The following is a 24,751-nucleotide window of genomic DNA, read 5'->3' as shown; positions in this document are numbered from 1 at the left end:
CCCGCCGCCCGCCCCCCCGCACCGGCAGCCGCTGCCGCCGCCGGCCGACGCGGACGCCTCGCACGGCCGGGCCTTCAGCGTGCGCACGCTCGGCCAGGGTGTGCCGTTCGCCCAGCAGCTCGCCGACCCGCAGCGCCCGGCGCCGCAGCAGCCCGGCACCGCACCGCAGCCCGGCACCGCACCGCAGCCCGGCGCCACACCGGCGGGCGGTACGCCGCCCGGCGGCACCTCCGCCGGTTCCGGTCGGCGCCGCAAGCTCGCCGCGCCGCCGCGCGACGGCGAGCGCGGTACGCCCGCCGAGGGCACCCCGCGCGAGGCGCGCCCGGCCGCCGGCGGCCAGCCGTCCCACCAGCCCGCCGGGCAGCAGCCGCCGCCCGCCAAGCCGCAGTCGGGGCCGCAGCCGCATCTCATGGACGCCGGCGAGGGCCGCGCCTTCGCGATCTCGGCGCCCGACGAGGGCAGCGAGGGGCCCGAGCCGCTGGACGGCCCGAACGGCGCCATAGAGGTGATGGAGCGTCAGCAGCCGCCGATGGACGACGAGTTGCCGCCGGAGCCGCTGGACAACCCGCGCCGGCTGCTGGTCTGGCCGGCGCCGGACGTCTCCACCCAGCAGGCGCTGAGCGACCGCGGCTACCGCCCGGTGATCGTCAACTCCCGCGAGGAGGTGGACGCGCAGATCGCCGCGTACCCGGCGGCGCTCTTCGTCGACCCGCTGACCGGGCCGATCACCCGTACCGCGCTCCAGTCGCTGCGCCAGGCCGCGGGCGCGGCCGAGGTGCCGGTCCTGGTCACCGCCGGTCTGGGGCAGGCCACCCGGGAGGCCGCGTACGGGGCCGACCCGGCCGTCCTCCTCAAGGCGCTCGCCCCGCGCGACGGCGAGGAGGTTGCGCCGCGGGTACTGCTGATCGAGCAGAACGACGCCATCGCGGGCGCCCTGACGGCGTCGCTGGAGCGGCGCGGGATGCAGGTCGCGCGGGCCGGCGCGGACACCGACGCGGTCACGCTCGCCACGCAGATGCGGCCGAATCTCGTCGTCATGGACCTGATGCAGGTACGCCGCCGCCGGGCCGGCATCGTCGACTGGCTGCGCGCCAACGGGCTGCTCGACCGCACCCCGCTGGTCGTCTACACCTCCGCCGACATGGACCCGGCCCAGCTGCCGCGGCTCGCCGCCGGGGAAACGGTGCTCTTCCTGGCGGAGCGCTCCACCAACGCCGAGGTGCAGGGCCGGATCGTGGACCTGCTGGCCAAGATCGGCACGAACTGACGGTGCGGGGACCGGCAAACTGACGGTGCGGGGACCGGCGGACCGACGGTGCGGGGGCCGCGCGGCCGGACCCCGCACCGCCCCGGAGGGCCGGCTCACCCCAGGTGGGTCACGTCCAGCTCACCGTCCGCGTACTGCCGCCGCAGCACCTTCTTGTCGAACTTCCCCACGCTCGTCTTCGGCACCGACGGGATGACCGCCCACCGCTCGGGCAGCTGCCAGCGCGCGATCCGCTCCCCGAGGAACGCCCGCAGCTCCTCGTAGGTGATCGCCGTACCGTCGGTCAACACCACGGTCGCCAGCGGCCGTTCGCCCCACTTCTCGTCCGGTACGGCCACCACGGCGGCCTCCGCGACCCCGGGGTGCGCCATCAGGTGGTTCTCCAGCTCGACCGACGAGATCCACTCGCCGCCCGACTTGATGACGTCCTTGGCCCGGTCGGTCAGCGTCAGATAGCCGTCCGGGGTGATCGTCCCGACGTCGCCGGTGCGCAGCCAGCCGTCCGGGCTGAACTTGTCCTCGGGGCGCAGCGGTTCGCCCTGCGCACCGCCGTAGTACGCACCCGCGATCCACGGCCCGCGCACCTCCAGCTCGCCGGCCGCGACCCCGTCCCGGGGCAGCTCCTCGCCGTTCGGGCCGATCAGCCGGGCCGCGACGGAGGCCGGGAAGCGTCCCTGGGTGGCGCGGTAGGCCCACTCCTCGTCGCCGCTCACCCCGGCCGGCGGGTGCGAGACGCTGCCCAGCGGCGAGGTCTCGGTCATGCCCCAGGCGTGCACGACCCGGACCCCGTGCCGCTCCTCGAACCCGCGCATCAGGGCCGGCGGGCACGCCGATCCGCCGATGACGACGGTGTGCAGACAGGCCACGTCCCGCTTGTGGGCGTCGAGTTCGGCCAGCAGGCCCTGCCAGATGGTCGGTACGGCGGCGCCGATGGTGGGCCGGACCCGCTCGATCATCTCGGCGAGCGGGGCGGGCTGGAGAAAGCGGTCCGGCAGCAGGAGCGAGGCACCGGCCATGAACGCGGCGTGCGGCAGCCCCCAGGCGTTCACGTGGAACATGGGCACCACGGGCAGCGTGATGTCCCGCGGGGTGAGGGCGAACGCCTCGGCGGTGTTCACCTGCATCGAGTGCAGATACAGCGAACGGTGGCTGTACAGCACGCCCTTGGGATCGCCGGTCGTCCCGGACGTGTAGCAGAGCGCCGCCGCCTCCCGCTCGTCGATCTCCGGCCAGTCGTAGTACTCCGCCCGGCCGGCGATCAGCTCCTCGTAGTCGTGCACCCGGACCCGGGACTCCGCGAGCAGTCCCAGGTCGCCGCCCCCGCCGACGACGACCACGTGCTCCACCCCGGGCAGTGCCGGCAGCAGCGGCGCGAGCAGCGGGATCAGCGTCCCGTTCACCAGCACGACCCGGTCCTCGGCGTGGTGGACGATCCACGCCAACTGCTCGGCCGGCAGCCGCAGATTGAGCGTGTGCAGCACCGCACCCATGGCGGGGATCCCGAGGTACGCCTCCATGTGCTCGGCGTTGTTCCACATCAGCGTGGCGACCCGCTCCTCGCCGGCCACGCCCAGCTCGTCGCGCAGCGCGTGCGCCAGTTGGGCGGCCCGGCGGCCGATCTCGGCGAAGGTGCGGTGGTGCGGCTCGGTCTCGCCGGTCCAGGTGATCACCTGGGCCGTGCCGTGGACCGTCGATCCATGGGCCAGGATTCGCGAGACCGTGAGCGGTACGTCCTGCATCGTGCTGAGCACCGGGTTGCCTCCGCTTTGTTACGGGCGGGTAGTGGTGCTGCGATTGTCGAGGCATACCGACGGGTATGTCACGCCTCTGTGGCGTGTTCTGTACCCCAGGGGCCGGGAATCGGCCGGGATCGTGTCGCTCGAAGGAATGACACCGCGGACGGGCGGCGGGCAGTGCGTACGGGACCGGCGCTGCGCCTCGGGGTGCGGCGCTACGCCTCCGGGTCGGCCGCCGGCTCCGCCTTCGGGGTCTCCGCCTGGAGGACCAGGACCGAGAGGTCGTCCTCCACCGGGCCGGTGCCGAAGTCGTGGGCGGCCCGGCGCACGTGCTCGGCGAGGGCCTTGGCGCCCAGGCCGAGGCCGTCGCGCAGCACCTCGATCAGCCCGTCGTTGTCGTCCAACTGCCAGTTGCCGCACCGGCGTTCGGTGACCCCGTCGGTGACGCAGAGCAGCGTCTCGCCGGGCGCGAGGGTGAAGGTGCTGGCGTGGTACTCGGTGCCCTCGTCGATGCCCAGGAGCATCTGCGGATCGGAGGCGGGCTCGACGGTGCCGTCGGTGAACATGTGCAGCGGCGGCGGATGGCCGGCGCTGGCGACCGTGCAGCGGGCCCCGGGGACGCCGGGGTCGACGGCGAGTTCGCCGTACAGCAGGCTCAGGAAGCGGGAGCTGGCCTGTTCGCCGCCGAGTTCCACCGCCTCGGCGCTCTCCTCGGCCATGGCCAGATTCAGTCGCCCGAGGACCGATTCCACCCCGTGGCCCTCACGGGCCAGCAGGCGCACCAGGTGGCGGGCCAGCCCGGTCACCGACATCGCCTCGGGGTCCTTGCCCTGGACGTCCCCCAGGAGGAAGCACCAGCGGCACTCGCCCATCGGGAAGATGTCGTAGAAGTCGCCGCCGACGGTCTGCCCCTCGCCGTGCGGCTCGTAGACGATCGCGGTGTCCACGCCGACGATGCTGGCCAGCGACGCGGGCAGCTGGCGGCGCTGGAGGGCCAGGCTGATGGTGGTCTGGCGGGTGTACTGGCGGGCGGTGTAGACGGCCTGGGCGACCCGGCGCGCGACGTTCTCCACCATCCGTACGACGGTGTCGGTCATCTTGAGCTGGCCCGCCCGGCCGAGCAGCAGCACGCCCTGCTCGGTGTCGCGGGCGACCAGCGGGAAGGCCAGCGCCGATCCGCCGGCCGGGGCCGCACCGGCGCATTCCGGCCAGGGCCAGGGGGTACCGGCGGTACGGACGAGGTCGGTGGGCGGGTCGCGTTCCAGATCGGCGCGGAGCGGGGCGATCCGCCGCTCGTCGACGTGCCAGACGCGGGAGAGCTGCATCCGGCCGCCCTCGTCGCTCAGCCAGATCGCGCACCAGTCGGCGAGCCGCGGCACCAGCAGCTGGGCGGCGAGCGCGGTGACCATGTCCTGGTCGAGCTGGCCGGCGAGCAGCTCGCTGGTCTCGGCGAGGAAGGACGGGCCGCCGCGGTCGGCCCATTCGGAGGCGTGGCCGTGCCGGGGTCGCTCATGGCCGCGGGGCGGGCTCACCGGGGTCTCGGCCGCGTGCGGGCGGGGCCCGGAGGTGACGTGCTCGATCCCGCGCACGCCCTCGGTGGCCTCCAGGCGGAACCACACCGTCTTGGTCGCCTTGCGGTAGGTCACGCCCCAGGACTCGGCGAGCGCGCTGACGAGTTGGAGGCCGTAACCGGGCTCTCCGCTGCGCGCGTCGACCCCGCCGCGTACCACGCGGGAGGGGTGCCGGTCGGAGACTTCGAGGACGACGGCGACGGTGGCCGGGCCGTCGGCCACGCTCCCGTCGCCCCGCTCCCGCGCGGTGCCGGCGGCCGGCTTGCGCCCGTACTCCAGCCGGCAGGTCACATCGATCTCGGTCCCGGCGTACATGACGGCGTTGGTGACCAGTTCGCTCACCAGGAGCACGGCCTGGTCGATGAGTTCCTGGCTGATGGCCGCGGCGCCCGGTACGGCGTCCGGCGCCGCCGCCCGTTCGGTCAGCAGCGTACGGACGAACCGGCGCGCCCCGGCGGCTGCCAGCTGGTTCGCCGGCAGCCCTTTGCGGGACACCGTTTCGATGTCCTGGGAAGTCGTGGTGTGCGGGGACAGCGGTGCCACTGCGCCCCCTGGCGCGCTGGGGGAAAGTCCAATTTCGAGGCGCTTTATACTATGACATATCTGCCCAATTGGATCAGTTCCGGATCAGCTCGAAGGCTCCTGGCAGGCGCTCCAAGGCCCCCAGCAGGCGAAGGCTCCGCACCGGCTCCGGCTCAGATCGATCTCGACCAGGGGGTGGTGTGCCATGGCGCTCGACCCGACCCGCCCCGGGTCCGCTCCTCCCCCGGCTCCCCGACCGGACGGCGAATGGGTGCGGACGAGCGAGCTGCGCCCCCTGCTCGCCGCCATGCACGCCCTGCGGGACGGCGATTTCACCGCCCAGGTGGAGCGCCCCCAGGACGGCGTGCTCGCCGACATGACCGACGTCTTCTCCCAGATCGTCGCGCGCAACGCGCATCTGGCCGCCGAGATCCAGCGCGTACGCCATGAGGTCATCCGGCAGGGCAGGCTGGACGAGCGGATCAGCGCGAGCCCCGGCCAGGGCGGCTGGACGACCAACGTCGAGGCGGCCAACACCGTGCTGGAAGCGCTGGTGATCCCGGTCGCCAAGGCCACCCGGGTGCTGGACGCGGTCGCGGACGGCGATCTGACCCGGCATGTCGACCTGCACGACGGCAACCGCGAGCTCCGCGGCGATCTGCGCCGCCTGGGCAGCGGCGTGAACCGCATGGTCGACCAGCTCTCGCTGTTCACCGGCGAGGTCACCCGGGTCGCCCGCGAGGTCGGCACCGAGGGCCGGCTGGGCGGCCGGGCGAAGGTGCAGGGGCTGTCCGGCGACTGGCTGCATGTGACCGAGGCGGTCAACACCATGGCGTCGCGGCTGACGGCGCAGGTGCGGGACATCGCGGTGGTGACGACGGCGGTGGCCGGCGGCGATCTGACCCAGCAGGTGACGGTCGAGGCCACCGGTGAGCTGCTGGAGCTGAAGCTCACCGTGAACACCATGGTCGACCAGCTGCGGGCCTTCGCCGACGAGGTCACCCGGGTCGCCCGCGAGGTCGGCACCGAGGGGCAGCTCGGCGGCCGGGCACAGGTCAGGGGCGTGTCCGGGGTCTGGAAGGACCTCACCGACAACGTCAACCTCATGGCGTCCAACCTGACCTGGCAGGTCCGCAACATCGCCCAGGTCACCACGGCGGTCGCCAACGGCGACCTCAGCCAGAAGATCACCGTCGACGCGAAGGGCGAGATCCTGGAGCTGAAGGACACCGTGAACACCATGGTCGACCAGCTCTCCGCCTTCGCCGACGAGGTCACCCGGGTCGCCCGCGAGGTCGGCACGGAAGGCCGGCTGGGCGGCCGGGCACAGGTCAGGGGCGTGTCCGGGGTCTGGAAGGACCTCACCGAGAGCGTCAACTTCATGGCGGACAACCTGACCTCCCAGGTCCGCAACATCGCCCAGGTCGCCACCGCCGTCGCGGAGGGCGACCTCGGCAAGACGATCACCGTCGAGGCCAAGGGCGAGATCCTGGAGCTCAAGTCGACCATCAACACCATGGTCGACCAGCTCTCCGCCTTCGCCGACGAGGTCACCCGGGTCGCCCGCGAGGTCGGCACCGAGGGCAACCTGGGCGGCCAGGCACAGGTCAGAGGCGTGTCCGGGGTCTGGAAAGAGCTGACCGACAACGTCAACTCCATGGCGCTGAACCTGACCTCGCAGGTCCGCAACATCGCCCAGGTCACCACGGCGGTCGCCAACGGCGACCTGTCCAAGAAGATCGACGTCGACGCCCGCGGCGAGATCCTGGAGCTCAAGGACACCGTGAATACCATGGTCAAACAGCTGCGGGCGTTCGCGGACGAGGTCACCAGGGTGGCCCGCGAGGTCGGCACGGAGGGCCGGCTGGGCGGGCGCGCCCAGGTCCACGGCGTGTCCGGGGTCTGGAAGAACCTCACCGACAACGTCAACTCCATGGCGGACAACCTGACTTCGCAGGTCCGCAACATCGCCCAGGTGGCCACCGCCGTGGCCCGCGGTGACCTGTCCAAGAAGATCGACGTCGACGCCCGCGGCGAGATCCTGGAGCTGAAGACCACCATCAACACGATGGTCGACACCCTCTCGTCGTTCGCCTCCGAGGTGACCCGGGTGGCGCGCGAGGTCGGCAGCGAGGGCCAACTGGGCGGCCAGGCCCGGGTCGAGGGCGTCTACGGGACCTGGAAGCAGCTGACCACCAGCGTCAACGAGCTGGCGCTGAACCTGACGACGCAGGTGCGGGCGATCGCCGAGGTGGCCAGCGCGGTCACCCAGGGCGACATGTCCGGGTCGATCACGGTGGACGCCCAGGGCGAGGTCGCCGCCCTGAAGAACAACATCAACCTGATGGTCGCCAACCTGCGCGAGACCACCCGCGCCAAGGACTGGCTGGAGTCCAACCTCACCCGTATCGCGGGTCTGATGCAGGGCCACCGCGATCTGGTCGAGGTCGCGGATCTGATCCTGCGCGAGCTGACGCCGCTGGTGAACGCCCAGTTCGGCGCGTTCTTCCTGGCCGAGGCGGGGGCCGAGCCGGGCGAGGGGCTGGAGCTGATCGCCGGGTACGGGACCGGCCGGCCCGAGGGCCGCCGCTCGCTGCCGCGGCTGCGGATGGGCTCCCCCGGCTGGGGCCTGATCACCCAGGCGGCGATGGAGAAGAAACGCATCCTCGTCGAGGCCGTGCCCTCGGACTACATCACCATCAGCTCCGGGCTCGGCGCGGCGGCCCCGGCCAGCGTCGTCATCCTGCCGATCCTCTTCGAGGACCAGGTACTCGGCGTGATCGAGCTGGCCTCCTTCAGCCGCTTCAGCGATGTGCACCTCGCCTTCATCGACCAGTTCGTGAACACGATCGGCGTCTCCATCAACACCATCATCGCCAACTCCCGTACCGAATCGCTGCTGTCGGAATCCCAGCGGCTGACCGCCGAGCTGCGCCAGCGCTCCGACGAACTCCAGCTCACCAACGCCGAGTTGGAGGAGAAGGCCGCACTGCTGGCGACCTCCTCCCAGTACAAGTCGGAATTCCTGGCGAACATGTCGCACGAACTGCGCACCCCGCTCAATTCGCTGCTGGTCCTCTCCCGCCTCCTCGCCGACAACCCGGAAGGGCATCTCACCCCGCAGGAAGTGGAGTTCGCCGTCACCATCCACCGCGCCGGCTCCGATCTCCTCCAGCTCATCAACGACATCCTCGACCTCTCCAAGATCGAGGCGGGCCGGATGGACGTCCACCCCAAGGCCCTGCCGCTGAAGAAACTGCTCGACTACGTCCGGGCGACCTTCCGCCCGCTCACCGTCGACCGCGGTCTCAGCTTCGATGTCCGGGTCGGCGAGGACGTCCCCGAAGAGCTCTTCTCCGACGAGCAGCGCCTCCAGCAGATTCTGCGCAATCTCCTTTCCAACGCGGTGAAGTTCACCTCCACCGGCGGCGTCGAACTGATCGTGGAACGGGTACCCGGCAGCGATTTCGAGGAGGAGCCGCTGCGCACCGCCGACGCCGTGATCGCCATGTCCGTCAAGGACACCGGAATCGGTATTCCCCCGGAGAAACTCGACGGGATCTTCGAGGCGTTCCAGCAGTCCGACGGCACCACCAACCGCAAATACGGCGGTACCGGCCTCGGCCTCTCCATCAGCCGGGACATGGCCGCGCTGCTGGGCGGCCGGATCAAGGCCGAGAGCGAGGTGGACGTCGGATCGACCTTCACGCTGTATGTGCCCGCGCACTACACCGGGCCGTTCCCGGCGCCCGGTCCGGCGTCCGCGCCCCGGCCGGCGGAGCGCGGTGCGCAGCCGGGCACGGGCGCCGTCGCGGCCGGTCGGGTCGTCGCGGCGGGCGCGGCCGGCCGGGGCGGTGGAACGGCCGGACCGGGTGCCGGAGTCGGAGCCTCCGGTCGCCCGGTACTGGCCGAACAGCTCTCCGGCCCGCCCCCCGCCACCACCCCGCAGCTCGGCGACGTCTTCCCCGCCCAGGAGGGCCTCGGCCCCCGCACGGCCGTCCGGCCCGCCGAGGGCGGCGATGTCGCCTGGCCCGAGACCACCCGGCTCAAGGACTGGCTGAGCGGACGTGCCGGACGCGTCCTGGCCGACCGCCGCATTCTCATCGTCGACGACGACATCCGTAACGTCTTCGCGCTGACGCACGTACTCGGCCGGGTCGGTATCCGCGTGAAATACGCGGAGAACGGCCGCGAGGGCCTGGAAGTCCTGGACCGGGCACCGGATGTGTCGCTGGTCCTGATGGACATCATGATGCCGGAAATGGACGGCTACGAAATGATCCGGGCCATCCGCCGGACACCCCGGTTCGCCGACCTCCCCATTGTCGCGCTCACCGCCAAGGCCATGCCCGGCGACCGCGAAAAGGCCATCGAGAGCGGGGCCAACGACTACATCCCGAAACCGGTGGATGTGGACCGGCTGCTGTCGGTGATCTGCGGGCTGCTGGACCCGGCGAACGACCCGTTCACGGCTCCCCGGCCGGATTCCGGCGTGACCGGGACGGCCGGTATGTCGGCGACCGGGACGGAATCGGAATCCCCCTCCCCCGACACCGCCGCCGGAAGCGACGACGAGGGAACGGCAGGGCAGCAGTCATGACACCACCCCAGGAGACCGCCAACATTCTCATCGTCGACGACATGGAGGAAAACCTGGTCGCCCTCGAAGCCGTACTGGGCTCTCTCGCCACGAAAGTCGTCCGCGCCCGCTCCGGCGAGGAGGCCCTCAAGGCCATGCTCCGCGAGGAATTCGCGGTCGTGCTCATCGACGTGCTGATGCCGGGGATGAACGGATTCGAGACCGCGGCCAATATCAAGGGCCTGGATCAGACGAAAGACGTCCCCATCATCCTGCTCACCGGCGCCTCCGTGGACCCCAATTACGCCTATCGCGGCTATACGGTCGGCGCCGCCGATTTCCTCATCAAGCCCTTCGACCCCTGGCTCCTGCGCACCAAGGTCAACGTCTTCCTCGACCTGCACCGCAAGAACCGCCAACTCGCCGCCCAGGCCGAGCAGTTGAAGCGGCTGCTGACGACGTCCGGGGAACGCCCCGGAGAGCCGGCCGAGTCCGCGCTGCCGCCCACGGCAGCCCCCGCACCGCCGCCGGAGCCCGCACCGCCGGGCGCCGCCCCCCCGCCGCCGGCTCCCGCCGACCCGGGCGAAACCGTCCGTCTCGCCGAGATCGCCAGTCAGCTCGCACAGGTCGAACTCCTGCTGCGGGACGCGAAGGACGCCGGGCAGGCCGGTCTGGCCGACCGCATCACGGCCCTGGAACAGGCGGTGGGGCGGCTGCTGGTGGGCCGCGACACGTAGCGGAGGTGCCGGCGACAGTGGCGGTGCGGCCGGCGGTGGCGGTGCGGCGGTCGCCGGATCCGGGCGGGCACCACGGCGCCGGAACCTTCGGCGGAACGGTTCCGCAGAGCGGTTCCGCAGAGCGGTTCCGCGGAATGGTTCGGCGGGGTCAGGCCCCGAGGAGGGCCAGCTCCGGGTCCTCCCGGAGCTTGGCGAGCGCGCGGGAGACGGCGCTCTTGACCGTGCCGACCGAGACCTCCATGACCTCGGCGGTCTGCGCCTCGCTGAGGTCCTCGTAATACCTCAGGACGACCATCGCCCGCTGCCGGGCGGGCAGCCGCATCACCGCGCGCCACATCGCGTCCCGCAGCCCCTGGAGCTCGGCCGGGTCGGGAGCCGGCGTCGGGTCCGGCTCCGGCAGCTCGTCGCAGGCGAACTCCTCCACCTTGCGCTTGCGCCACTGGGAGGTGCGGGTGTTGATCAGCGCGCGGCGGACATAGCCGTCCAGCGCGCGGTGGTCCTCGATGCGCTCCCAGGCCACGAAGGTCTTGGTGAGCGCGGTCTGGAGCAGGTCCTCCGCATCGTTCGGGTTCGAGGACAGGGACCGCGCGGCGCGCAGCAGCACCGGTCCCCGGGCCCGTACGTAGGAGGCGAACGACGGGAACACAGCGGGGGTCGAGGCGCTGGTGCACACAGACGTGGTCATGGGCTCAACGCTAGAAGCGAAGGCGGTCCCGATGGATCGGCCCCAGGTGCCGAAGCGGCGTCCCCCTCAAGTTGTACGGGTAGGGCCCGCCCCACCTCCTACAGGGGGACCGGAGGGGCCGTCCCCCTAGGGAGCGCCGAGGGTACGGCCGTCCGGCGAGGGTGCCGCAACGGGACCACCACGATCGCCCACGGCGGGGACGGCGGCTGCTCGGGCCCTACCCGCGGCCCAGGACCAGCCCCGAGGTGGGGACGCCCGTACCGGCCGTGACCAGGGCGTGGGCGGGGGTGCCGGCCTGGTTCACGCTCGTGCCGCGGAGTTGCCGCACCGCCTCGGCGATGCCGTTCATCCCGTGCAGATACGCCTCGCCGAGCTGGCCGCCGTGGGTGTTGAGCGGAAGGCCGTCCGCGGCCACGAATCCGGCCGCCTCCCCCGGGCCGCAGAAGCCGAACTCCTCCAGCTGCATCAGCACGAACGGGGTGAAGTGGTCGTAGAGGATGGCGACGTCGACGTCGGCGGGGGTGAGCCCGGACGTGCGCCAGAGCTGGCGGGCGACCACGTTCATCTCGGGGAGGCCGGTCAGGTCGTCGCGGTAGAAGCTGGTCATCTGCTCCTGGGCGCGGCCGGCCCCCTGCGCCGCCGCCGTGATCAGTGCGGGCGGGTGCCGGAGGTCGCGGGCCCGCTCTGCGGACGTCACCACGATCGCCTGCCCGCCGTCCGTCTCCTGGCAGCAGTCCAGGAGGCGCAGCGGCTCGGCGATCCAGCGGGAGGCGGCGTGGTCGGCGAGGGTGATGGGCTTCCCGTAGAAGTACGCGGCCGGATTGCGGGCGGCGTGGCGGCGGTCGGTGACCGCGACATGGCCGAAGGCGTCCGGGGTCAGGCCGTAGGTGTGCAGATAGCGCCGGGCGGCCATGGCCACCCAGGAGGCGGGGGTGAGCAGTCCGAAGGGGAGGTTCCAGCCGAGCGCGGTGCCCTCGGCGGACGGTTCGCGCCGCTGGACGCCGGAGCCGAAGCGGCGGCCGGAGCGTTCGTTGAAGGCGCGGTAGCAGACCACGACCTCGGCGAGCCCGGTGGCGACCGCCAGGGCCGCCTGGAGGACGGTGGCGCAGGCCGCACCGCCTCCGTAGTGGACGCGGGAGAAGAACGACAGCTCACCGATGCCGGCCGCCTGGGCGACGGTGATCTCCGGGTTGGTGTCCATGGTGAAGGTGACCAGGCCGTCGGCGTCGGCCGGGGTCAGCCCGGCGTCGTCGAGGGCGGCGTGCACCGCCTCGACGGCGAGCTTGAGCTCGCTGCGGCCGGAGTCCTTGGAGAACTCGGTCGCGCCGATACCGGCGATGGCGGCCCGGTTGCCGAGCGCGTCGGCGCGGTGGAGGGTCATCGGGTGGCCGCCCGGTCCTCGGCGGCGGGGACGGTGACGACGACGGTGCCGGTGACGTGGTGGCCGAGGCCGTTGGCGCCGGTGACCCGTACGTGGGCGGTATCGCCGTCGACGTCGGTGACCGTGCCGCGCAACACCATGGTGTCTCCCGGGTAGTTGGGCGCGCCGAGCCGGATGGCGACCTTGCGCAGGACGGACCGGGGGCCGAAGTGGTCGGTGATGTAGCGGCCGACCAGCCCGTTGGTGGTGAGGATGTTCATGAAGATGTCCGGGGAGCCCTTCTCCCTGGCCGCCTCGGCGTCGTGGTGCACGTCCTGGTAGTCCCGCGAGGCGATGGCCCCGGAGACGATCAGGGTGCGGGTGAGGGGGACGGTCAGGGGCGGTAGTTCGTCGCCCGGGGCGGCGACGGGCGCGGTGGGGGCGACGGGCGCGCCGGAAGCGGTGGGGGCGACGGGTCCGGCGGGGTCGGCGCTCACGGGGCTGGCCGCGCTCGCCGGTAGGGCGGCGCTCGCGGGGCCAGTAGCGCTCGCATCGGGCGCGCCGCTCATGCCCGTACCGGCGCTCGCCGGGCCCGCACCACCCGGTCCCGTACCACCACTTACGCCCATACCCGCGCTCGTGCCCGTGTCATCGCTCTCGGGGAGACGCACGTCCGCCCCTCCTCCCCCGGCACTCCCTCCGCCCGGGTCCGGCCGGAACACCGGCAGCTCCCACTCCCCGTCCACCGGCAGAAACGCGAGCCGCACCGGCATCCCGATGCGTACCTGGTCGCAGGGCACCCCGATGACATTGCTGACCATCCGCACCCCCTCCGCCAGCTCGATCAGCCCGACCGCGTACGGCGGATCGAAGGCGGGGAAGGGCGGATGGTGCATCACCACGTACGAGTAGATGGTGCCGGTGCCGCACGCCTCGACCGTGTCCCACTCCGCCGCACCGCAGGCGTTGCACCCGGGCAGCCAGGGGAACCGCAGCACCCCGCAGCCGCCGCAGCGCTGGATCAGCAGCTTGCGGGCGGCGACCCCGTCCCAGAACCCGGCGTTGTCCCGGTTGACGACCGGCCGCGGGCGCCTCCCCTGGGGCGGACCGCCCCGGCCCCCCTCGGGCGCCGTCCCCGAGCCCTCGGCCGGCTGCGAACGCCGCGCCGCCGGGGCGTACTTGAGGATCCGGAAGCGGTGCGTCCCGGCCGGTTCGCCGTTCGCGCGGACGTCCATCCGGGTCGTGACGAAGTAGCCGGTGCCCAGCTTCGTGGTCTTCCGCCCCGAGACCGATTCGATCACCGCGTCGAAGGTGATCGCGTCCCCGGGGCGCAGCGGCCGGAGGTACTCCTGCTCGCAGTCGGTGGCGACGATCGAGGTGCAGCCCGCACCGTCGAGCAGCGCGAACAGCTCGTCGTGCGCCCCGCTGCGCCCCTGGTGCCCGGAGAGCCCGCCCATCGTCCACGCCTGGAGCATGGTGGGCGGAGCGACGGCGCCGGGCCCCCGGTAGGCGGGGTGGGTATCCCCCATCGCCTCGCACCAGTGGCGGATCATCGGCTCGTTGACGGGGTCCTTGCCCACCCCGGAGGTGGCGGCGCCCCGTCCCTCGTACGACTTCAGCCGCTCCTCGAAGGCCGCCCCCTCCCGCGCGGCCATCCCAGTCACCCCAGCCGCCTCGTTCACCCCAGCCACCCCAACCACCTCGGTCACCCCAGTCGCCTCGGCCGCCCTGTCTCCCTCGCCCGCCTTGTCGGCCTCGTTTGCCTTGTCCGCCTCCCGCGTCTCGCGCGTCTTCTCCGTCACCGCCGCCCCCTCCGCATCCCCGGTCGCATCGTGGCCACGATCTCCCGCCGGCCCTCGCTCACTCCGCCCCCGAAGGTGCCGATCCGCGCGGCGCGGTACATCCGCTCCGACTCGCCGCGGCCCTCGGCGCCGATCCGACGCAGTACCGCACGCTGCACCGCGGAATCCCCGACGGGTCCGTCCGGCCGCAAATCCCCGACGTGCGTACGGAGTTCGGCACGCAACCGCTGCCGGCGCGAGGTGGCGGCGAGGTGCACGACGGCGGACCTCCCCTTCTGGTGGCGGCCGTGCGCCGGAGACACCGGCGCACCCCGGCGGCCCTGGGCCCTGTCGTCGAACTCCCGTCGTCCGCCAGGCGGGAGCTTGACGACAGGGCCTCGGGACCTCCGGGCGGCTCTTGCGATCCGTCCGGGCACACGAACGAGCGAGCGGGTTCCTGACTGTCCGTCAGAAACCCGCTCGCTGTCAAGGTACGCGCGGCGAACCCCAGAGCAGCCCACTGTCCGCACACGCCGTACCTCGCCTCATCCTCCGGTCGGCCGCCGCACCACGCCGCGGCCGGCCGGGGTCACCAGAGCCAGCCGTCGTGGTCGTAGTCGTCGTCGGCGTTGCTCTGGTCGATGACCGTGATACCGGAGCCGTTCACACTGGCCGTGTTGTTCCGGTTGGACGCCCCGGGGCCGTTGGCCACCTGCTGGCCGCTCGTGGAGTTGCCGTGGTTGTCGTGGCCGACGCCGGTCCCCACCTGGTTCGTGACGGCCGAGCTCGACCCGTGGCTCGCGAAGCCACCGTTGTCGGCCTGTGCCACGCCGGTGCAGAGCGCGGCCGCAAAGGGCAGCGCGAGGGCGACAGCGATGACACGGGCGGTACGGGTGCTTGCCATGTCTCTTCCTCCTACGGAACGCAATCTCTGGCTCTGAACTCTCTGAACTGCTGGTTCTGGTAACCGGATCCGGCCGCGGGACCGTGCGCCGGAACCTGGATCCGACCTCGCGGACCGCGCCCCGGAAACCGGGCCACGACCCACCCCTGCAGCTTGAACTCCGTTTGCCCACCGGGTAGTTGGCCGACCACCGCGGTGCCTGCCTCGACGTCGCGACCTCAGGATTGCCCACCGAATCCCCAGCGAACCCACTGGCAACGGGCGATTCCCTCGCAAGCATGAGGAACACCGGGTAAACCCCGACACCTCCACTTGCACCCTCTGGATGCCCTCGCGACCCACTACCGGCCGCCCGCCCCAAGGGAACAGCACGCCCCCCGGCTCTCCGACCCCCCGGCGCACTCCCCGATCACCCCACACGCCCCCCGATCACCCCTTCCCTTCATCGAACATTCGTACGAAAATAGCTGCATGGCCATGCCCCGACGCCATACCGCACCGAGCACCGGAACACCGGCCGCGGCCGAGATTCCGGAAGACCTCCCCGCCGGCCTCCGGCCCACCCCCGGCGGCACCCCCGCCATCGGGCCGGCGGACGCGCACCGCACCGCCCTCGCGCACGCCCTTCTGGCCGCCGAGCGCGGCTACGCCGTCATCCCGCTGACCCGCACCAAGCTCCCCGCCATCCGGTCCCCGCACCGCGACGGCCACGACCGTCCCGGCACCCCGCCCTGCCGCGGCGCCTGCGGCCGGCTCGGACACGGCGTGCACGACGCGAGCACCGATCCGCTCACCGTCCGCCGGATGTTCGCCGCCGCCCCCTGGGCCACCGGCTACGGCATCGCCTGCGGCCGGCCCCCGCACCACCTCATCGGCGTCGACCTCGACACCAAGAACGGCGCCGACGGCCGCACCGCCCTCCGCTTCGTCGCCGAGGCGCACGGCTTCCCGCTCCCGCCGACCGTCACCGTCCTGACCCCGAGCGGCGGCCGGCACCTCTGGTTCACCGGCCCGCCGGTGCCGCCCGTCGGCAACTCCGCCGGGCGGCTCGCCCCGGGCATCGACATCCGCGGCACCGGCGGCTATCTGGTCGGACCCGGCTCGCTGACCACCCGCGGGCGGTATGTACTCGCCCCGGGGACGCCGCGCCGCCCCGCCCCCGCACCGCGGGCGCTGCTCGCCCTGCTCACGCCCCCGCCCGGCGCCGCCCGCCGCACACCCCCGCACCCCGACCCGTACGCGGACCCCGACACCGACACCGGCACGAGCCCGCAGCAGGCCGCCGCCCTCGTACGCTTCGTCCGCGCCTCCCCCAGGGGGCAGCGCAACGCCCGCCTCTTCTGGGCCGCTTGCCGCGCCTGGGAGTCCGGACTCGGCCCGGAACTCGCCGAACGGCTGCTCGCCGCGGCCCTCCACACCGGACTACCGGCGGACGAGGCCCGCGCGACCCTGGCATCGGCGGCGCGGCATTAGGCGTGCTGCTGGGGGACGTTGGCGACCCGCGTGCGCTCTCCCCTGTGCGCTCTCCCCTGTGCGCTCTCCCCTTACGCTGCCGGCTTCCGCGCCTCGATCAGAAACCGCGTCGTATGCGCCACGAAGGCGCCCTCGCGCCGGATCCGGGCGTCCAACTCCCGCAGCCGGTCGCGGTACCGGTCGACCGTGAACCCCGGCACCATCCACACCACCTTCCGCAGGAAATAGACCACCGCCCCGATGTCGAAGAACTCGGTCCGCAGCGACTCCGCCTGCACATCGACCACGTCCAGCCCCGCCGCCTGCGCATCCCGCCGCGCACTGTCGGGGTGCCGGGCCCGGCGCACCTCTTCCGGCTGCGGCCCCAGGAAGTACTCCACCAGCTCGAACACGCTGTCCGGGCCCACCTGTTGGGAGAAATACGTACCGCCCGGCCGCAGCACCCGGGCGATCTCGTCCCACCACACGGTCACCGGATGACGGCTGGTGACCAGATCGAACGCCGCGTCCCCGAACGGCAGCGGCGGCTCGTCCTCATCGGCCACCACCACCGCGCCCAGCGGATGCAGCAGCGCCGTCGCCTTGGCGATGTTCGGCGGCCAGGACTCCGTGGCCGCCATCAGCCGCGGGAACGCGCCCGCCCCGGCGAGCACTTCGCCGCCCCCGGTCTGAATGTCGAGCGCGGCGGACGCCCGCGCCAGCCGCTCCCCCAACTGCCGCTGATAGCCCCACGAAGGCCGCTGCTCCGTGGCCCGCCCCGCCAGCCAGGAAAAGTCCCAGCCCGCCACCGAAACCGCATCGGCCTCCGCCACCAAGTCCTCGAACGATCGCGCCATACCCATACGATCCCCCGCAGAACGACCGCATCGCCAGCGAATTGCGCGGAGCGCGCTCCGGTCTCGGGATCAGCCACCGCTCCGGTCGTCCGGATCAGCCACCGTTCGGGCCGGCTCCACCGCTCAGGCCGGCTCCACCGAGAGCACCAACTCCACCGGGATCTCCGGCCCCACCGGGAGCGAAAGCTCCGGCCGGTCCCAGGCCACCGCCGGCGGATTCGCCGGCACCGTCCCGATACGCCGCGCCCCCACGCTCCGGTAGAAGCCCTCGGCCGGCGGATGCGAAACGATCCGCACCCGGCCGGCACCGGCCCGCCGCGCCTCGCCCCGCAGATGCTCGATCAGCAGCCGGCCGATCCCCCGCCCCTGCGCCCGGTCCGCCACGAAGAGCAGATCCAGCTCCGCGGGCCCCACCGGATCCACCATCAACGCATAGAAACCCAGCACCTCGCCGTCGCCGCACTCACCCTCGGCGGCCACGAAAACCCGGTGCGCGGAGATGTAGTCGGGCCCCACCCGATACCCGTCCACCATCGCCGCATAAGGCCCCTCGTACGCCCCCGACCTACGCACCATCCGCGTCAGTCGCCCGGCGTCCCGCTCCTCGCCCCGCCGTATCACCACCGCTCCGTCCCGGGCCCCGCCCCGTATCCCGGACCTCCGCGAACCCACTGCCGGCACTCCCCGTCTCCGCACCACCGCGCCGGCAGAACACCGACGCCGCCCGCGGCCCGACCCTCGACCCGTATCGCATCGCCTCCCTGGCGATACCGCTCCCCACACGGTATCGCCCGGCAATCCGCAGTCACCGCCCTACGCCGAGAGCCCGGTGAGCAGCGACACGGAGAGAACGGAGAGAAGCGAATCCGGGAGAGAGGCCGGCCCGGGGCGACCCACCCCGCCACCTCCCAAGATTCGAACGACTGAGCGGTATCCTTCGACTGTGGCTGACAAGCAGAAGACCTATGGCTTCCCCCAGGACCTGCGGGCGGCCCAGTTGGAGCTGCACCAGGTCCAGGCCGCGCTCGCCGCCCTCTACAAGCGGCTGCCGTGGTCGGTCGTACCGCTGCCCGGCTGGACCCACACCAAGGACAACGGTCACTTCCACGAGACCGAGCGGGCCGATTCCCCCGGCTGGAGCGACGCGGAGCGGGCCGAGGTCGACGCGTTGCGCGCCCGCCAACTCGACCTGTCGGAACGCGTGGTCAGCCACGAGTTCTGGACCACCTGCGACGACGCCCCCAACGCCCGCGCCGCCCTCAAGCACCTCCACGACGCCGACGATCCCGCGCCCCAGGAGCAGCAGGGGCAGCAGGCGCAGCAGGACGAGAGCGCCCCGTAACCCGCGGGCCGCACGACCAACGAAAGGCGTTCCTGGACGCCTTACCGCATTCCCGGCCTTTGCGCAGCAGGCGGCGGGCGCTTGAGTGAATGTTGTTTTGGAATGTTCCGCTGTGATATGCGCCGACGTCCAAGTGGTAATCAATGGGACGGCGCTCACCCGTTTCGGGACGCGCCGATCCCAACCGCAGACCGCGACAAAGGAGATGGCATGGCACGGAATATCCAGGCACTGACCGCTGTCATGGAGGACGGACGCTGGAAGCACCTGGCACTGGCCGGTGACGAGTACGTTGTCTTCACGGACGAGGGAATCAAGGACGGTCCGGGGAGCATCGCAAGAAAATGGTCCTTCCTTCCCAATCGTTTTCAATCCAACATCGACGCCGCAGCGGTCGTCGGACAGGACGACGGCTGGCACTACACGTTCATCAAGGGCAATGAGCGGGTCGTCTTCACCGACAAGAAGATCCTGGACGGTCCCAGCAGCGTGACCGACAAGTGGCCTTTCCTCAAGGACTTCCTCCAGGGCGTCTACGCCTAGACACCGCCTCGGGGTTTCCATGCGGCTGACGCGGGACTTCGACGTTCCGCGTCAGCCAGTCCTTGCACCGCACTCCTAGTGGGGAACCCATCGCGATGCCCGACACTCCCCCCGTCCCACTGGCCGCCACCCCGCCCATGGGCTGGAACAGTTGGAACACCTTCCAGTGCAAAATCACCGAGGAAGACGTCAAGGCCGCTGCGGACGCCATGGTCAAAAGCGGCATGCGCGACGCCGGATACCGGTACATCGTGCTCGATGACGGATGGCAGGCACCCCAGCGGGATGCGAACGGACGCCTTCAGGCGCACCACGACCGTTTCCCCGGCGGAATCAAGGCGTTGGCCGACTACGTCCACAGCAAAAAGCTCAAATTCGGCATCTACGGAACTCCGGGAACCAAGACCTGCGCCATGATCTACAACGGATATCCCGGAAAAGGTCTGGGCAGCCACACCCATGAAGAACTGGATGCCCAAACCTGGGCTTCATGGGGAGTGGACCTCCTCAAGTACGACTGGTGCGAGGCTGACAAACAGATTCCAGGGCTGACCGAAAAGACCGCCTTCACCAAGATGAAAGAAGCGCTGAAGAAGACAGGGCGGCCCATTCTCTACAGCATTTCGGAGTACGGTAAGGAACTCCCGCAGAACGGCTGGATGTACAGCGCAGGCGCGAATATGTGGCGGACCACCCCGGACATCAGTCCTTCCTGGCCCTCGATCTCCCAGATCATCGACAGCCAGGCCGGCCTCTACACGTACTCGCGCCCCGGTGCCTGGAACGACCCGGACATGCTGGAAGTCGGGAACGGGATGCCCGATGACCAGGACCGAGCACACTTCGCCATGTGGGCGATTCTGAACGCACCGCTGATGGCGGGAAACGACCTCTCCAAAATGAGCGACGTCACCAAGCGCATCCTGACCAACCGCGACGTGATCGCGGTGAACCAGAACTGGGCGGGCACCCAGGGGCGTCGTCTTTCGTCCACCGACGGCCGGGACGTATGGCACAAGCCCCTGTCCGACGGCTCCATCGCCCTGGTCCTGGTCAACAGGGGAACCGGCCACGGCGAAATTCGCTTCCGGGCGAAATATGTCGGCCTCACCGGTGAGAAGTTCCTCTTCCGCGATCTGTGGTCCGGCGAGACCAGCCTCAAGACCGGCGACCTCTCTTTCACCGTCGCCCCCGGCAGCCACCTCATGTACAAGGCGGCGCGGAAGAGCGGCTGACCCAAGACCCCCCGGGCCGGCCCGAGGTGCTGACCCCGGTCGTCCGCCTACGAGTCCCTTGCCGCCCTGTCCGGCACCGATGCGGGGCGATCAGAACCGGCACCGATGCAGGGCGATCAGAAAAGGAAGCAGAAAAGGAAGCGGCCCCCGACCGGGAGTTCCCGGTCAGGGGCCAACTACCTGCGGAGGCTGTGGGATTTGAACCCACGGTGGCGTCGCCGCCACGACAGTTTTCAAGACTGTTCCCTTAGGCCGCTCGGGCAAGCCTCCCCGCGGCACCGGAGTGCGGTGCCGCGGGGATCAGACTAGCGCGTCACTTGTCGCCCGTGCGCTGCCCCAGGGTGACCTGGGTGGTGTGCTCCTTGCCGCCGCGCTTGTAGGTGAGGGTGATGTGGTCGCCGGGCTTGTGCTGCCAGATCTCGCTGATGAGGGTCGGGCCGCTGTCGATGACGGTGCTGTCGAGCTTGGTGATGGTGTCGCCCGGCTGGAGCCCCGCCTTGGCGGCCGGGCCGTTCGGGGTGACCGAAGGGGAGCCGTTGTTGCCGGTCTGGGCGATGGTCGCGCCGTCGCCGCTCTCCTTCATGCCGACCTGAACACCTATCTGCGGATAGACCGGCCGGCCCGTCCTGATCAGGTCCTGGGCGACCCGCTTCGCCTGGTCGATGGGGATCGCGAAGCCCAGGCCGATGCTGCCGGACTGGCCGGATTCGCCGCCCAGGCCACCGCCGTTGCCGGCCGACTGGATGGCGGAGTTGATGCCGATGACGTTGCCACCGGCGTCCAGCAGCGGACCGCCGGAGTTCCCGGGGTTTATCGAGGCGTCGGTCTGGAGGGCGCTCATGTACGAGGCACTGGTGCCGCCGCCGTCGCTGGAGGCCACCGGACGGTCCTTGGCGCTGATGATGCCGGTGGTGACCGTGCCGGACAGACCGAACGGCGCGCCGATCGCGATCGTGGCGTCGCCGACCTGCACATTGGCGGACTTGCCGAGCGGGAGCGGGTTGAGCGTGGCGCCCGAGGCGTTCTTGAGCTTGATGACGGCGACGTCGTAGCCCTGGGCGTGGCCGATGACCTCGGCGTCGTACTTCTTGCCGTTGGAGAACGTCGCGGTCAGCCGGCCGCCGTCGGCCGCGCTGGCGACGACGTGGTTGTTGGTGAGGATGTGGCCCTGCTTGTCGTAGACGAAGCCGGTGCCGGTGCCGCCGTCGCCGCCGGCGCCCTGCGCCTCGATGGTGACGACGCTGGGCAGCGCCCGCTGCGCTATCCCGGAGACGGAGGTGGGCTTGCGGTTCAGCGCCCCGGAGTCGCCGGACGCGGAGACCGTCGTCGAGGCGTTGTCGTTGCGGCCCGCGGCCCAGTAGCCCACGCCGCCGCCGACACCGCCCGCGACCAGCGCCGCGACCAGCAGGGCGGCGACGAAGCCGCCGCTGCGCTTCGGGGCCGCCGGGTACCCGCCGGGCACGGCCCACGGGTCGCCGCCCTGCGGGGGCGCTCCCCAGCCGCCCGCCGCACCGTGCCCGGCCGCGGCGTACGGGGTGGGGGGCGGCGGCAGCGGCGAGCCCTGGGCGCTGGGCGGCTGCGGCGGCTGGTGGGGCTGCGCCGGGGGCCCGTCGGCGGGCGTCGGCGGCAGCTGCTGCGTACGGTCCTGGTCGGCCGGACCGGCGCCCTCGGGCCCACCGGCCTGCGGGGCGAAGTCCGGCGGCGGGGGCGCCGCGGGGGGTGCGGCCGGGGCGGGCGGGGTGTCCTGAGTCCGGTCGCCGGAGGCGGACGCGGGGGCGCTGTCCGGCTGCGGCCCGGTCGGCGGCTTGGCCTCCGACGGGACGCCGGCTCCCTCGTTCTCGGTGCTCACAGCTCTCTCCTCAGTCAGCTTGCTTCACGGCCTTGCCGGCCCCGGGGGACGGAGCCCGGTCTCCAGCATCCGGGATCCCGCCGCTCCGGGCGAGTCCCGGTCGTCCCGGCCGTCCCGCCCCGCCGCTCCCGGCCCCGGCGCGCGGAGCGGCACCCGGGGTCCGGGCCGGGCCCCGATCGCCGGCCGGTTCCCCGTCACGGCGGCGCCGGAACAGCGCTCCGACCAGCACAGCCGAGTCTCCGTCCCAGCTTTTCCCATCGCCCGTCAGAGCACCGTAAGCCGAGCCTGTGACTTGTCTCCCCGTCCTTTACGCCAGACGTATCGAATCGCCGGCATCACCCCATCGGCAACATTGCCGGCACCAGCGATACAGCAGACATTGCGGGCCTTGCCGACATCAACCATATTCCGCGCGAAAAGTACCCGCGGTCGCGTACGCGCAGGCCGGAGCCCATGCGGACGGGCGGGCCCGCCAGGGTGGATGGCACGATAACGCGGTGAGCTATGCACGCCCCGCCCAGGACGCCCGTTCGAGTCGTCCCGCTATTTCCGTCGTCGCCCATCGCGGCGCCTCCGAAGACGCGCCGGAGCACACCCTGGCCGCCTACCGCAAGGCGATCGAGGACGGTGCGGACGCCCTGGAGTGCGACGTCCGGCTGACCGCCGACGGCCACCTGGTCTGTGTGCACGACCGGCGGGTGAACCGCACGTCCAACGGGCGCGGCGCGGTCTCCGCGCTGGAGCTGGCCGATCTCGCGGCGCTCGACTTCGGGTCCTGGAAGGACGAGCTGGCGGCGGCGGGCCGGGCCGTGGACCCGTCCGAGGAGCCGGACCGGCAGACCGACGACCCCGAGCGGACGTCCGTGCTGACGCTGGAGCGGCTGCTGGAGCTGGTCGCGGACGCGGACCGGCGGGTCGAGCTGGCCATCGAGACCAAGCACCCGACGCGCTGGGCCGGGCAGGTGGAGGAGCGGCTGGTCGACCTGCTCGCCCGCTTCGGCCACACCAAGCCCGGCGCCGGCGCCGACCGGACCTCCCAGGTCCGGGTCATGAGCTTCTCGGCACGCTCGCTGCACCGCGTACGGGCCGCGGCGCCGGACATCCCCGGCGTCTACCTGATGCAGTTCCTCACCCCGCGCCACCGCGACGGCCGGCTGCCGCCCGGTGTGGGCATCGCGGGCCCCGGCGTCCGCATCCTGCGCGCGCACCCCGAATACGTCGCCAAGGCCCACCGGGCGGGCCATCAGGTCCACGTCTGGACGGTCAACGACCCGTCCGATGTCGAGCTCTGCCAGGAGTTGGGCGTGGACGCGGTCATCACGAACCGCCCCAAACAGGTACGAAGGCAACTCGGCCTTGGGTAAGGCCCGTCACAGGGTGTGCTCCGGCGCATTCGGCACGTATGCGCCGGTGTCGAGTGCGTCACCACGTGTCGATTGGCCGGTTTCCGGTCCAGTCCATTGGGGCATTCATCCCGTGGCGTGGGGCAAAGGAGGTCTCGGGGGTGGCGTTGGTGGTGGCACAAGAGGTGCCGACGTCGTCGATCATGGCCGTACCCCATGGTCCAGCGGGTGTGGGCATGGCCAGGCGGCGCATGCGAGAAGAGCTGTTGACAAGTGGAGTTCAGGACACCGTCGTCGATGACGCGGTCCTGGTCCTTTCGGAACTGCTGAGCAATGCCTGTCGGCATGCGCGTCCGATATACGAAGACCGGTCGCCGGAATCCGCACCGGACACCGCGCGGGAACGGTCCCAGGGCGCACCGTCCGCGTCCGTGCGCGCCTCCTGGCGCATCGACGGCCAGGGTCGGCTGATCGTCGCGGTCACCGACGGCGGCGGTCCGACCCGCCCGGTTCCGGCCACTCCTTCGGTCACCGCGCGCGGCGGCCGGGGACTGGCGATCATCCGCTCGCTCGCCAAGGACTGGGGCGTCCGCGACAGCGCGCCGGGCGAGGTGACGGTATGGGCGGCACTCTCGCTTCAGGGTGCCTTCGCTACGCGCGTGGACCTGACGGCCGATCTCCCGCTCTCCCTACGGAAGAACGGCACGAACCGGAACGGCCACAACGGCCTGCCGCCACACCGGACTCCGGGCCTGGCGTTCCCGGACTTCGACGATCTGACGTGACGGCGATCCGGCCCGCCGCCCGGCCGGCATGACGGCGTGACGGGCCCCCGCGAGGGGCCGAATGCGAGGGGCCGGGCCGCCACGGTCGCGGCGCGCCGCACCCGGCCGGCGCCTCCGCCGCACCTGCGTACGCGATCCTCTAGGGTCTGTCCGGTGGGTCAGGGTCGGAAAGGCCGCGGCGGCCGGAGCGGTGCGGATCGGCT

At 71.7% G+C, this 24,751-nt stretch carries 16 protein-coding genes, 1 tRNA gene and 3 pseudogenes; 9 read left to right on the top strand and 11 right to left on the bottom strand.

The features are described from left to right. A pseudogene (locus RZ84_RS19065) lies at positions 1-1,267 on the top strand (response regulator); the annotation flags it as partial. Positions 1,268-1,362: 95 nt separating this feature from the next. Here the strand turns inward: RZ84_RS19065 and RZ84_RS19060 are convergent. Further along, positions 1,363-3,018, bottom strand: a complete 1,656-nt coding sequence (locus tag RZ84_RS19060; RefSeq protein WP_043265312.1) for a long-chain fatty acid--CoA ligase — start codon at positions 3,016-3,018, stop codon at positions 1,363-1,365. 200 nt (positions 3,019-3,218) lie between these two features. Next, a complete protein-coding gene (locus RZ84_RS19055; protein ID WP_052230021.1) occupies positions 3,219-5,117 on the bottom strand; it encodes a SpoIIE family protein phosphatase in 1,899 nt (632 codons plus the stop codon). Positions 5,118-5,301: 184 nt separating this feature from the next. Between RZ84_RS19055 and RZ84_RS19050 the strand changes: the two genes are divergently transcribed. Further along, the gene (locus RZ84_RS19050) at positions 5,302-9,696 is read left to right on the top strand and encodes a HAMP domain-containing protein (protein ID WP_078893954.1); all 4,395 of its coding nucleotides are present in this window, start codon (positions 5,302-5,304) and stop codon (positions 9,694-9,696) included. Next, a complete protein-coding gene (locus RZ84_RS19045) occupies positions 9,693-10,412 on the top strand; it encodes a response regulator (RefSeq protein WP_043265311.1) in 720 nt (239 codons plus the stop codon). Before RZ84_RS19050 ends, RZ84_RS19045 begins: the two co-directional genes overlap by 4 nt. A gap of 148 nt (positions 10,413-10,560) precedes the next feature. Here RZ84_RS19045 and RZ84_RS19040 read toward each other — a convergent pair whose 3' ends face one another. From RZ84_RS19040 to RZ84_RS19020, 5 genes and pseudogenes are all read right to left on the bottom strand, one after another. Next, positions 10,561-11,097, bottom strand: a complete 537-nt coding sequence (locus tag RZ84_RS19040; protein WP_043265310.1) for a SigE family RNA polymerase sigma factor — start codon at positions 11,095-11,097, stop codon at positions 10,561-10,563. A gap of 217 nt (positions 11,098-11,314) precedes the next feature. Next, complete coding sequence (locus tag RZ84_RS19035) at positions 11,315-12,478, bottom strand: lipid-transfer protein (protein ID WP_043265309.1); 1,164 nt, start codon at positions 12,476-12,478, stop codon at positions 11,315-11,317. 692 nt (positions 12,479-13,170) lie between these two features. Next, a pseudogene (locus tag RZ84_RS41395) lies at positions 13,171-14,112 on the bottom strand (bifunctional MaoC family dehydratase N-terminal/OB-fold nucleic acid binding domain-containing protein); the annotation flags it as partial. A 143-nt stretch (positions 14,113-14,255) separates the two neighbouring features. Further along, positions 14,256-14,381, bottom strand: a pseudogene (locus RZ84_RS38190) (acyl-CoA dehydrogenase); the annotation flags it as partial. 446 nt (positions 14,382-14,827) lie between these two features. Beyond that, the gene (locus RZ84_RS19020) at positions 14,828-15,142 is read right to left on the bottom strand and encodes a hypothetical protein (RefSeq protein ID WP_043265306.1); all 315 of its coding nucleotides are present in this window, start codon (positions 15,140-15,142) and stop codon (positions 14,828-14,830) included. Positions 15,143-15,613: 471 nt separating this feature from the next. Here RZ84_RS19020 and RZ84_RS19015 point away from each other — a divergent pair, with 471 nt between their 5' ends. Beyond that, positions 15,614-16,615 carry a bifunctional DNA primase/polymerase gene (locus RZ84_RS19015; protein WP_241777761.1) on the top strand — a complete coding sequence of 334 codons (1,002 nt, stop codon included), beginning with the start codon at positions 15,614-15,616 and terminating at the stop codon, positions 16,613-16,615. Between the two features lie 71 nt (positions 16,616-16,686). On the opposite strand, the gene RZ84_RS19010 is transcribed toward RZ84_RS19015, so the two are convergent. After that, complete coding sequence (locus tag RZ84_RS19010) at positions 16,687-17,451, bottom strand: methyltransferase domain-containing protein (protein ID WP_043265305.1); 765 nt, start codon at positions 17,449-17,451, stop codon at positions 16,687-16,689. Between the two features lie 123 nt (positions 17,452-17,574). Beyond that, positions 17,575-18,075, bottom strand: coding sequence for a GNAT family N-acetyltransferase (locus RZ84_RS19005; RefSeq protein ID WP_052230020.1), 501 nt, complete (start codon positions 18,073-18,075; stop codon positions 17,575-17,577). Between the two features lie 319 nt (positions 18,076-18,394). Between RZ84_RS19005 and RZ84_RS19000 the strand changes: the two genes are divergently transcribed. The 3 genes from RZ84_RS19000 (at position 18,395) to RZ84_RS18990 (ending at position 20,571) form a co-directional block, all read left to right on the top strand. Beyond that, the gene (locus tag RZ84_RS19000; RefSeq protein ID WP_043265304.1) at positions 18,395-18,793 is read left to right on the top strand and encodes a hypothetical protein; all 399 of its coding nucleotides are present in this window, start codon (positions 18,395-18,397) and stop codon (positions 18,791-18,793) included. 210 nt (positions 18,794-19,003) lie between these two features. Then, the gene (locus RZ84_RS18995; RefSeq protein ID WP_043265303.1) at positions 19,004-19,336 is read left to right on the top strand and encodes a hypothetical protein; all 333 of its coding nucleotides are present in this window, start codon (positions 19,004-19,006) and stop codon (positions 19,334-19,336) included. Positions 19,337-19,431: 95 nt separating this feature from the next. Next, positions 19,432-20,571 carry a glycoside hydrolase family 27 protein gene (locus RZ84_RS18990; protein WP_052230019.1) on the top strand — a complete coding sequence of 380 codons (1,140 nt, stop codon included), beginning with the start codon at positions 19,432-19,434 and terminating at the stop codon, positions 20,569-20,571. Between the two features lie 183 nt (positions 20,572-20,754). Here the strand turns inward: RZ84_RS18990 and RZ84_RS18985 are convergent. Next, positions 20,755-20,841: transfer RNA gene (locus RZ84_RS18985), tRNA-Ser, on the bottom strand. Between the two features lie 43 nt (positions 20,842-20,884). Continuing rightward, on the bottom strand, positions 20,885-22,420 hold the full coding sequence (locus RZ84_RS18980; RefSeq protein WP_043265302.1) for a S1C family serine protease: 1,536 nt from the start codon (positions 22,418-22,420) through the stop codon (positions 20,885-20,887). A 497-nt stretch (positions 22,421-22,917) separates the two neighbouring features. Here RZ84_RS18980 and RZ84_RS18975 point away from each other — a divergent pair, with 497 nt between their 5' ends. Continuing rightward, entirely contained in the window at positions 22,918-23,784 is an 867-nt protein-coding gene (locus RZ84_RS18975) for a glycerophosphodiester phosphodiesterase (protein ID WP_043265301.1), read from the top strand. 53 nt (positions 23,785-23,837) lie between these two features. Then, positions 23,838-24,548: an ATP-binding protein gene (locus tag RZ84_RS18970; protein ID WP_078893925.1), complete on the top strand. Its 711-nt coding sequence runs from the start codon at positions 23,838-23,840 to the stop codon at positions 24,546-24,548. The last annotated feature ends 203 nt before the right edge of the window (positions 24,549-24,751 follow it).

Origin of the sequence: Streptomyces sp. CT34 (genome assembly GCF_000805335.1) — a bacterium.
Taxonomy (GTDB): domain Bacteria; phylum Actinomycetota; class Actinomycetes; order Streptomycetales; family Streptomycetaceae; genus Streptomyces.
The sequence above is the reverse complement of the archived record's forward strand: the minus strand, read 5'-3'. Positions and strand labels throughout refer to the sequence as shown.

Coding starts and splice junctions, on each gene's coding strand:
- RZ84_RS18995 (WP_043265303.1), top strand. CDS start 19,004: ATGGCACGGAATATCCAGGCACTGACCGCTGTCATGGAGGACGGACGC.
- RZ84_RS19015 (WP_241777761.1), top strand. CDS start 15,614: ATGGCCATGCCCCGACGCCATACCGCACCGAGCACCGGAACACCGGCC.
- RZ84_RS19045 (WP_043265311.1), top strand. CDS start 9,693: ATGACACCACCCCAGGAGACCGCCAACATTCTCATCGTCGACGACATG.
- RZ84_RS19035 (WP_043265309.1), bottom strand. CDS start 12,478: ATGACCCTCCACCGCGCCGACGCGCTCGGCAACCGGGCCGCCATCGCC.
- RZ84_RS19010 (WP_043265305.1), bottom strand. CDS start 17,451: ATGGCGCGATCGTTCGAGGACTTGGTGGCGGAGGCCGATGCGGTTTCG.
- RZ84_RS19050 (WP_078893954.1), top strand. CDS start 5,302: ATGGCGCTCGACCCGACCCGCCCCGGGTCCGCTCCTCCCCCGGCTCCC.
- RZ84_RS19020 (WP_043265306.1), bottom strand. CDS start 15,142: ATGGCAAGCACCCGTACCGCCCGTGTCATCGCTGTCGCCCTCGCGCTG.
- RZ84_RS19040 (WP_043265310.1), bottom strand. CDS start 11,097: ATGACCACGTCTGTGTGCACCAGCGCCTCGACCCCCGCTGTGTTCCCG.
- RZ84_RS18990 (WP_052230019.1), top strand. CDS start 19,432: ATGCCCGACACTCCCCCCGTCCCACTGGCCGCCACCCCGCCCATGGGC.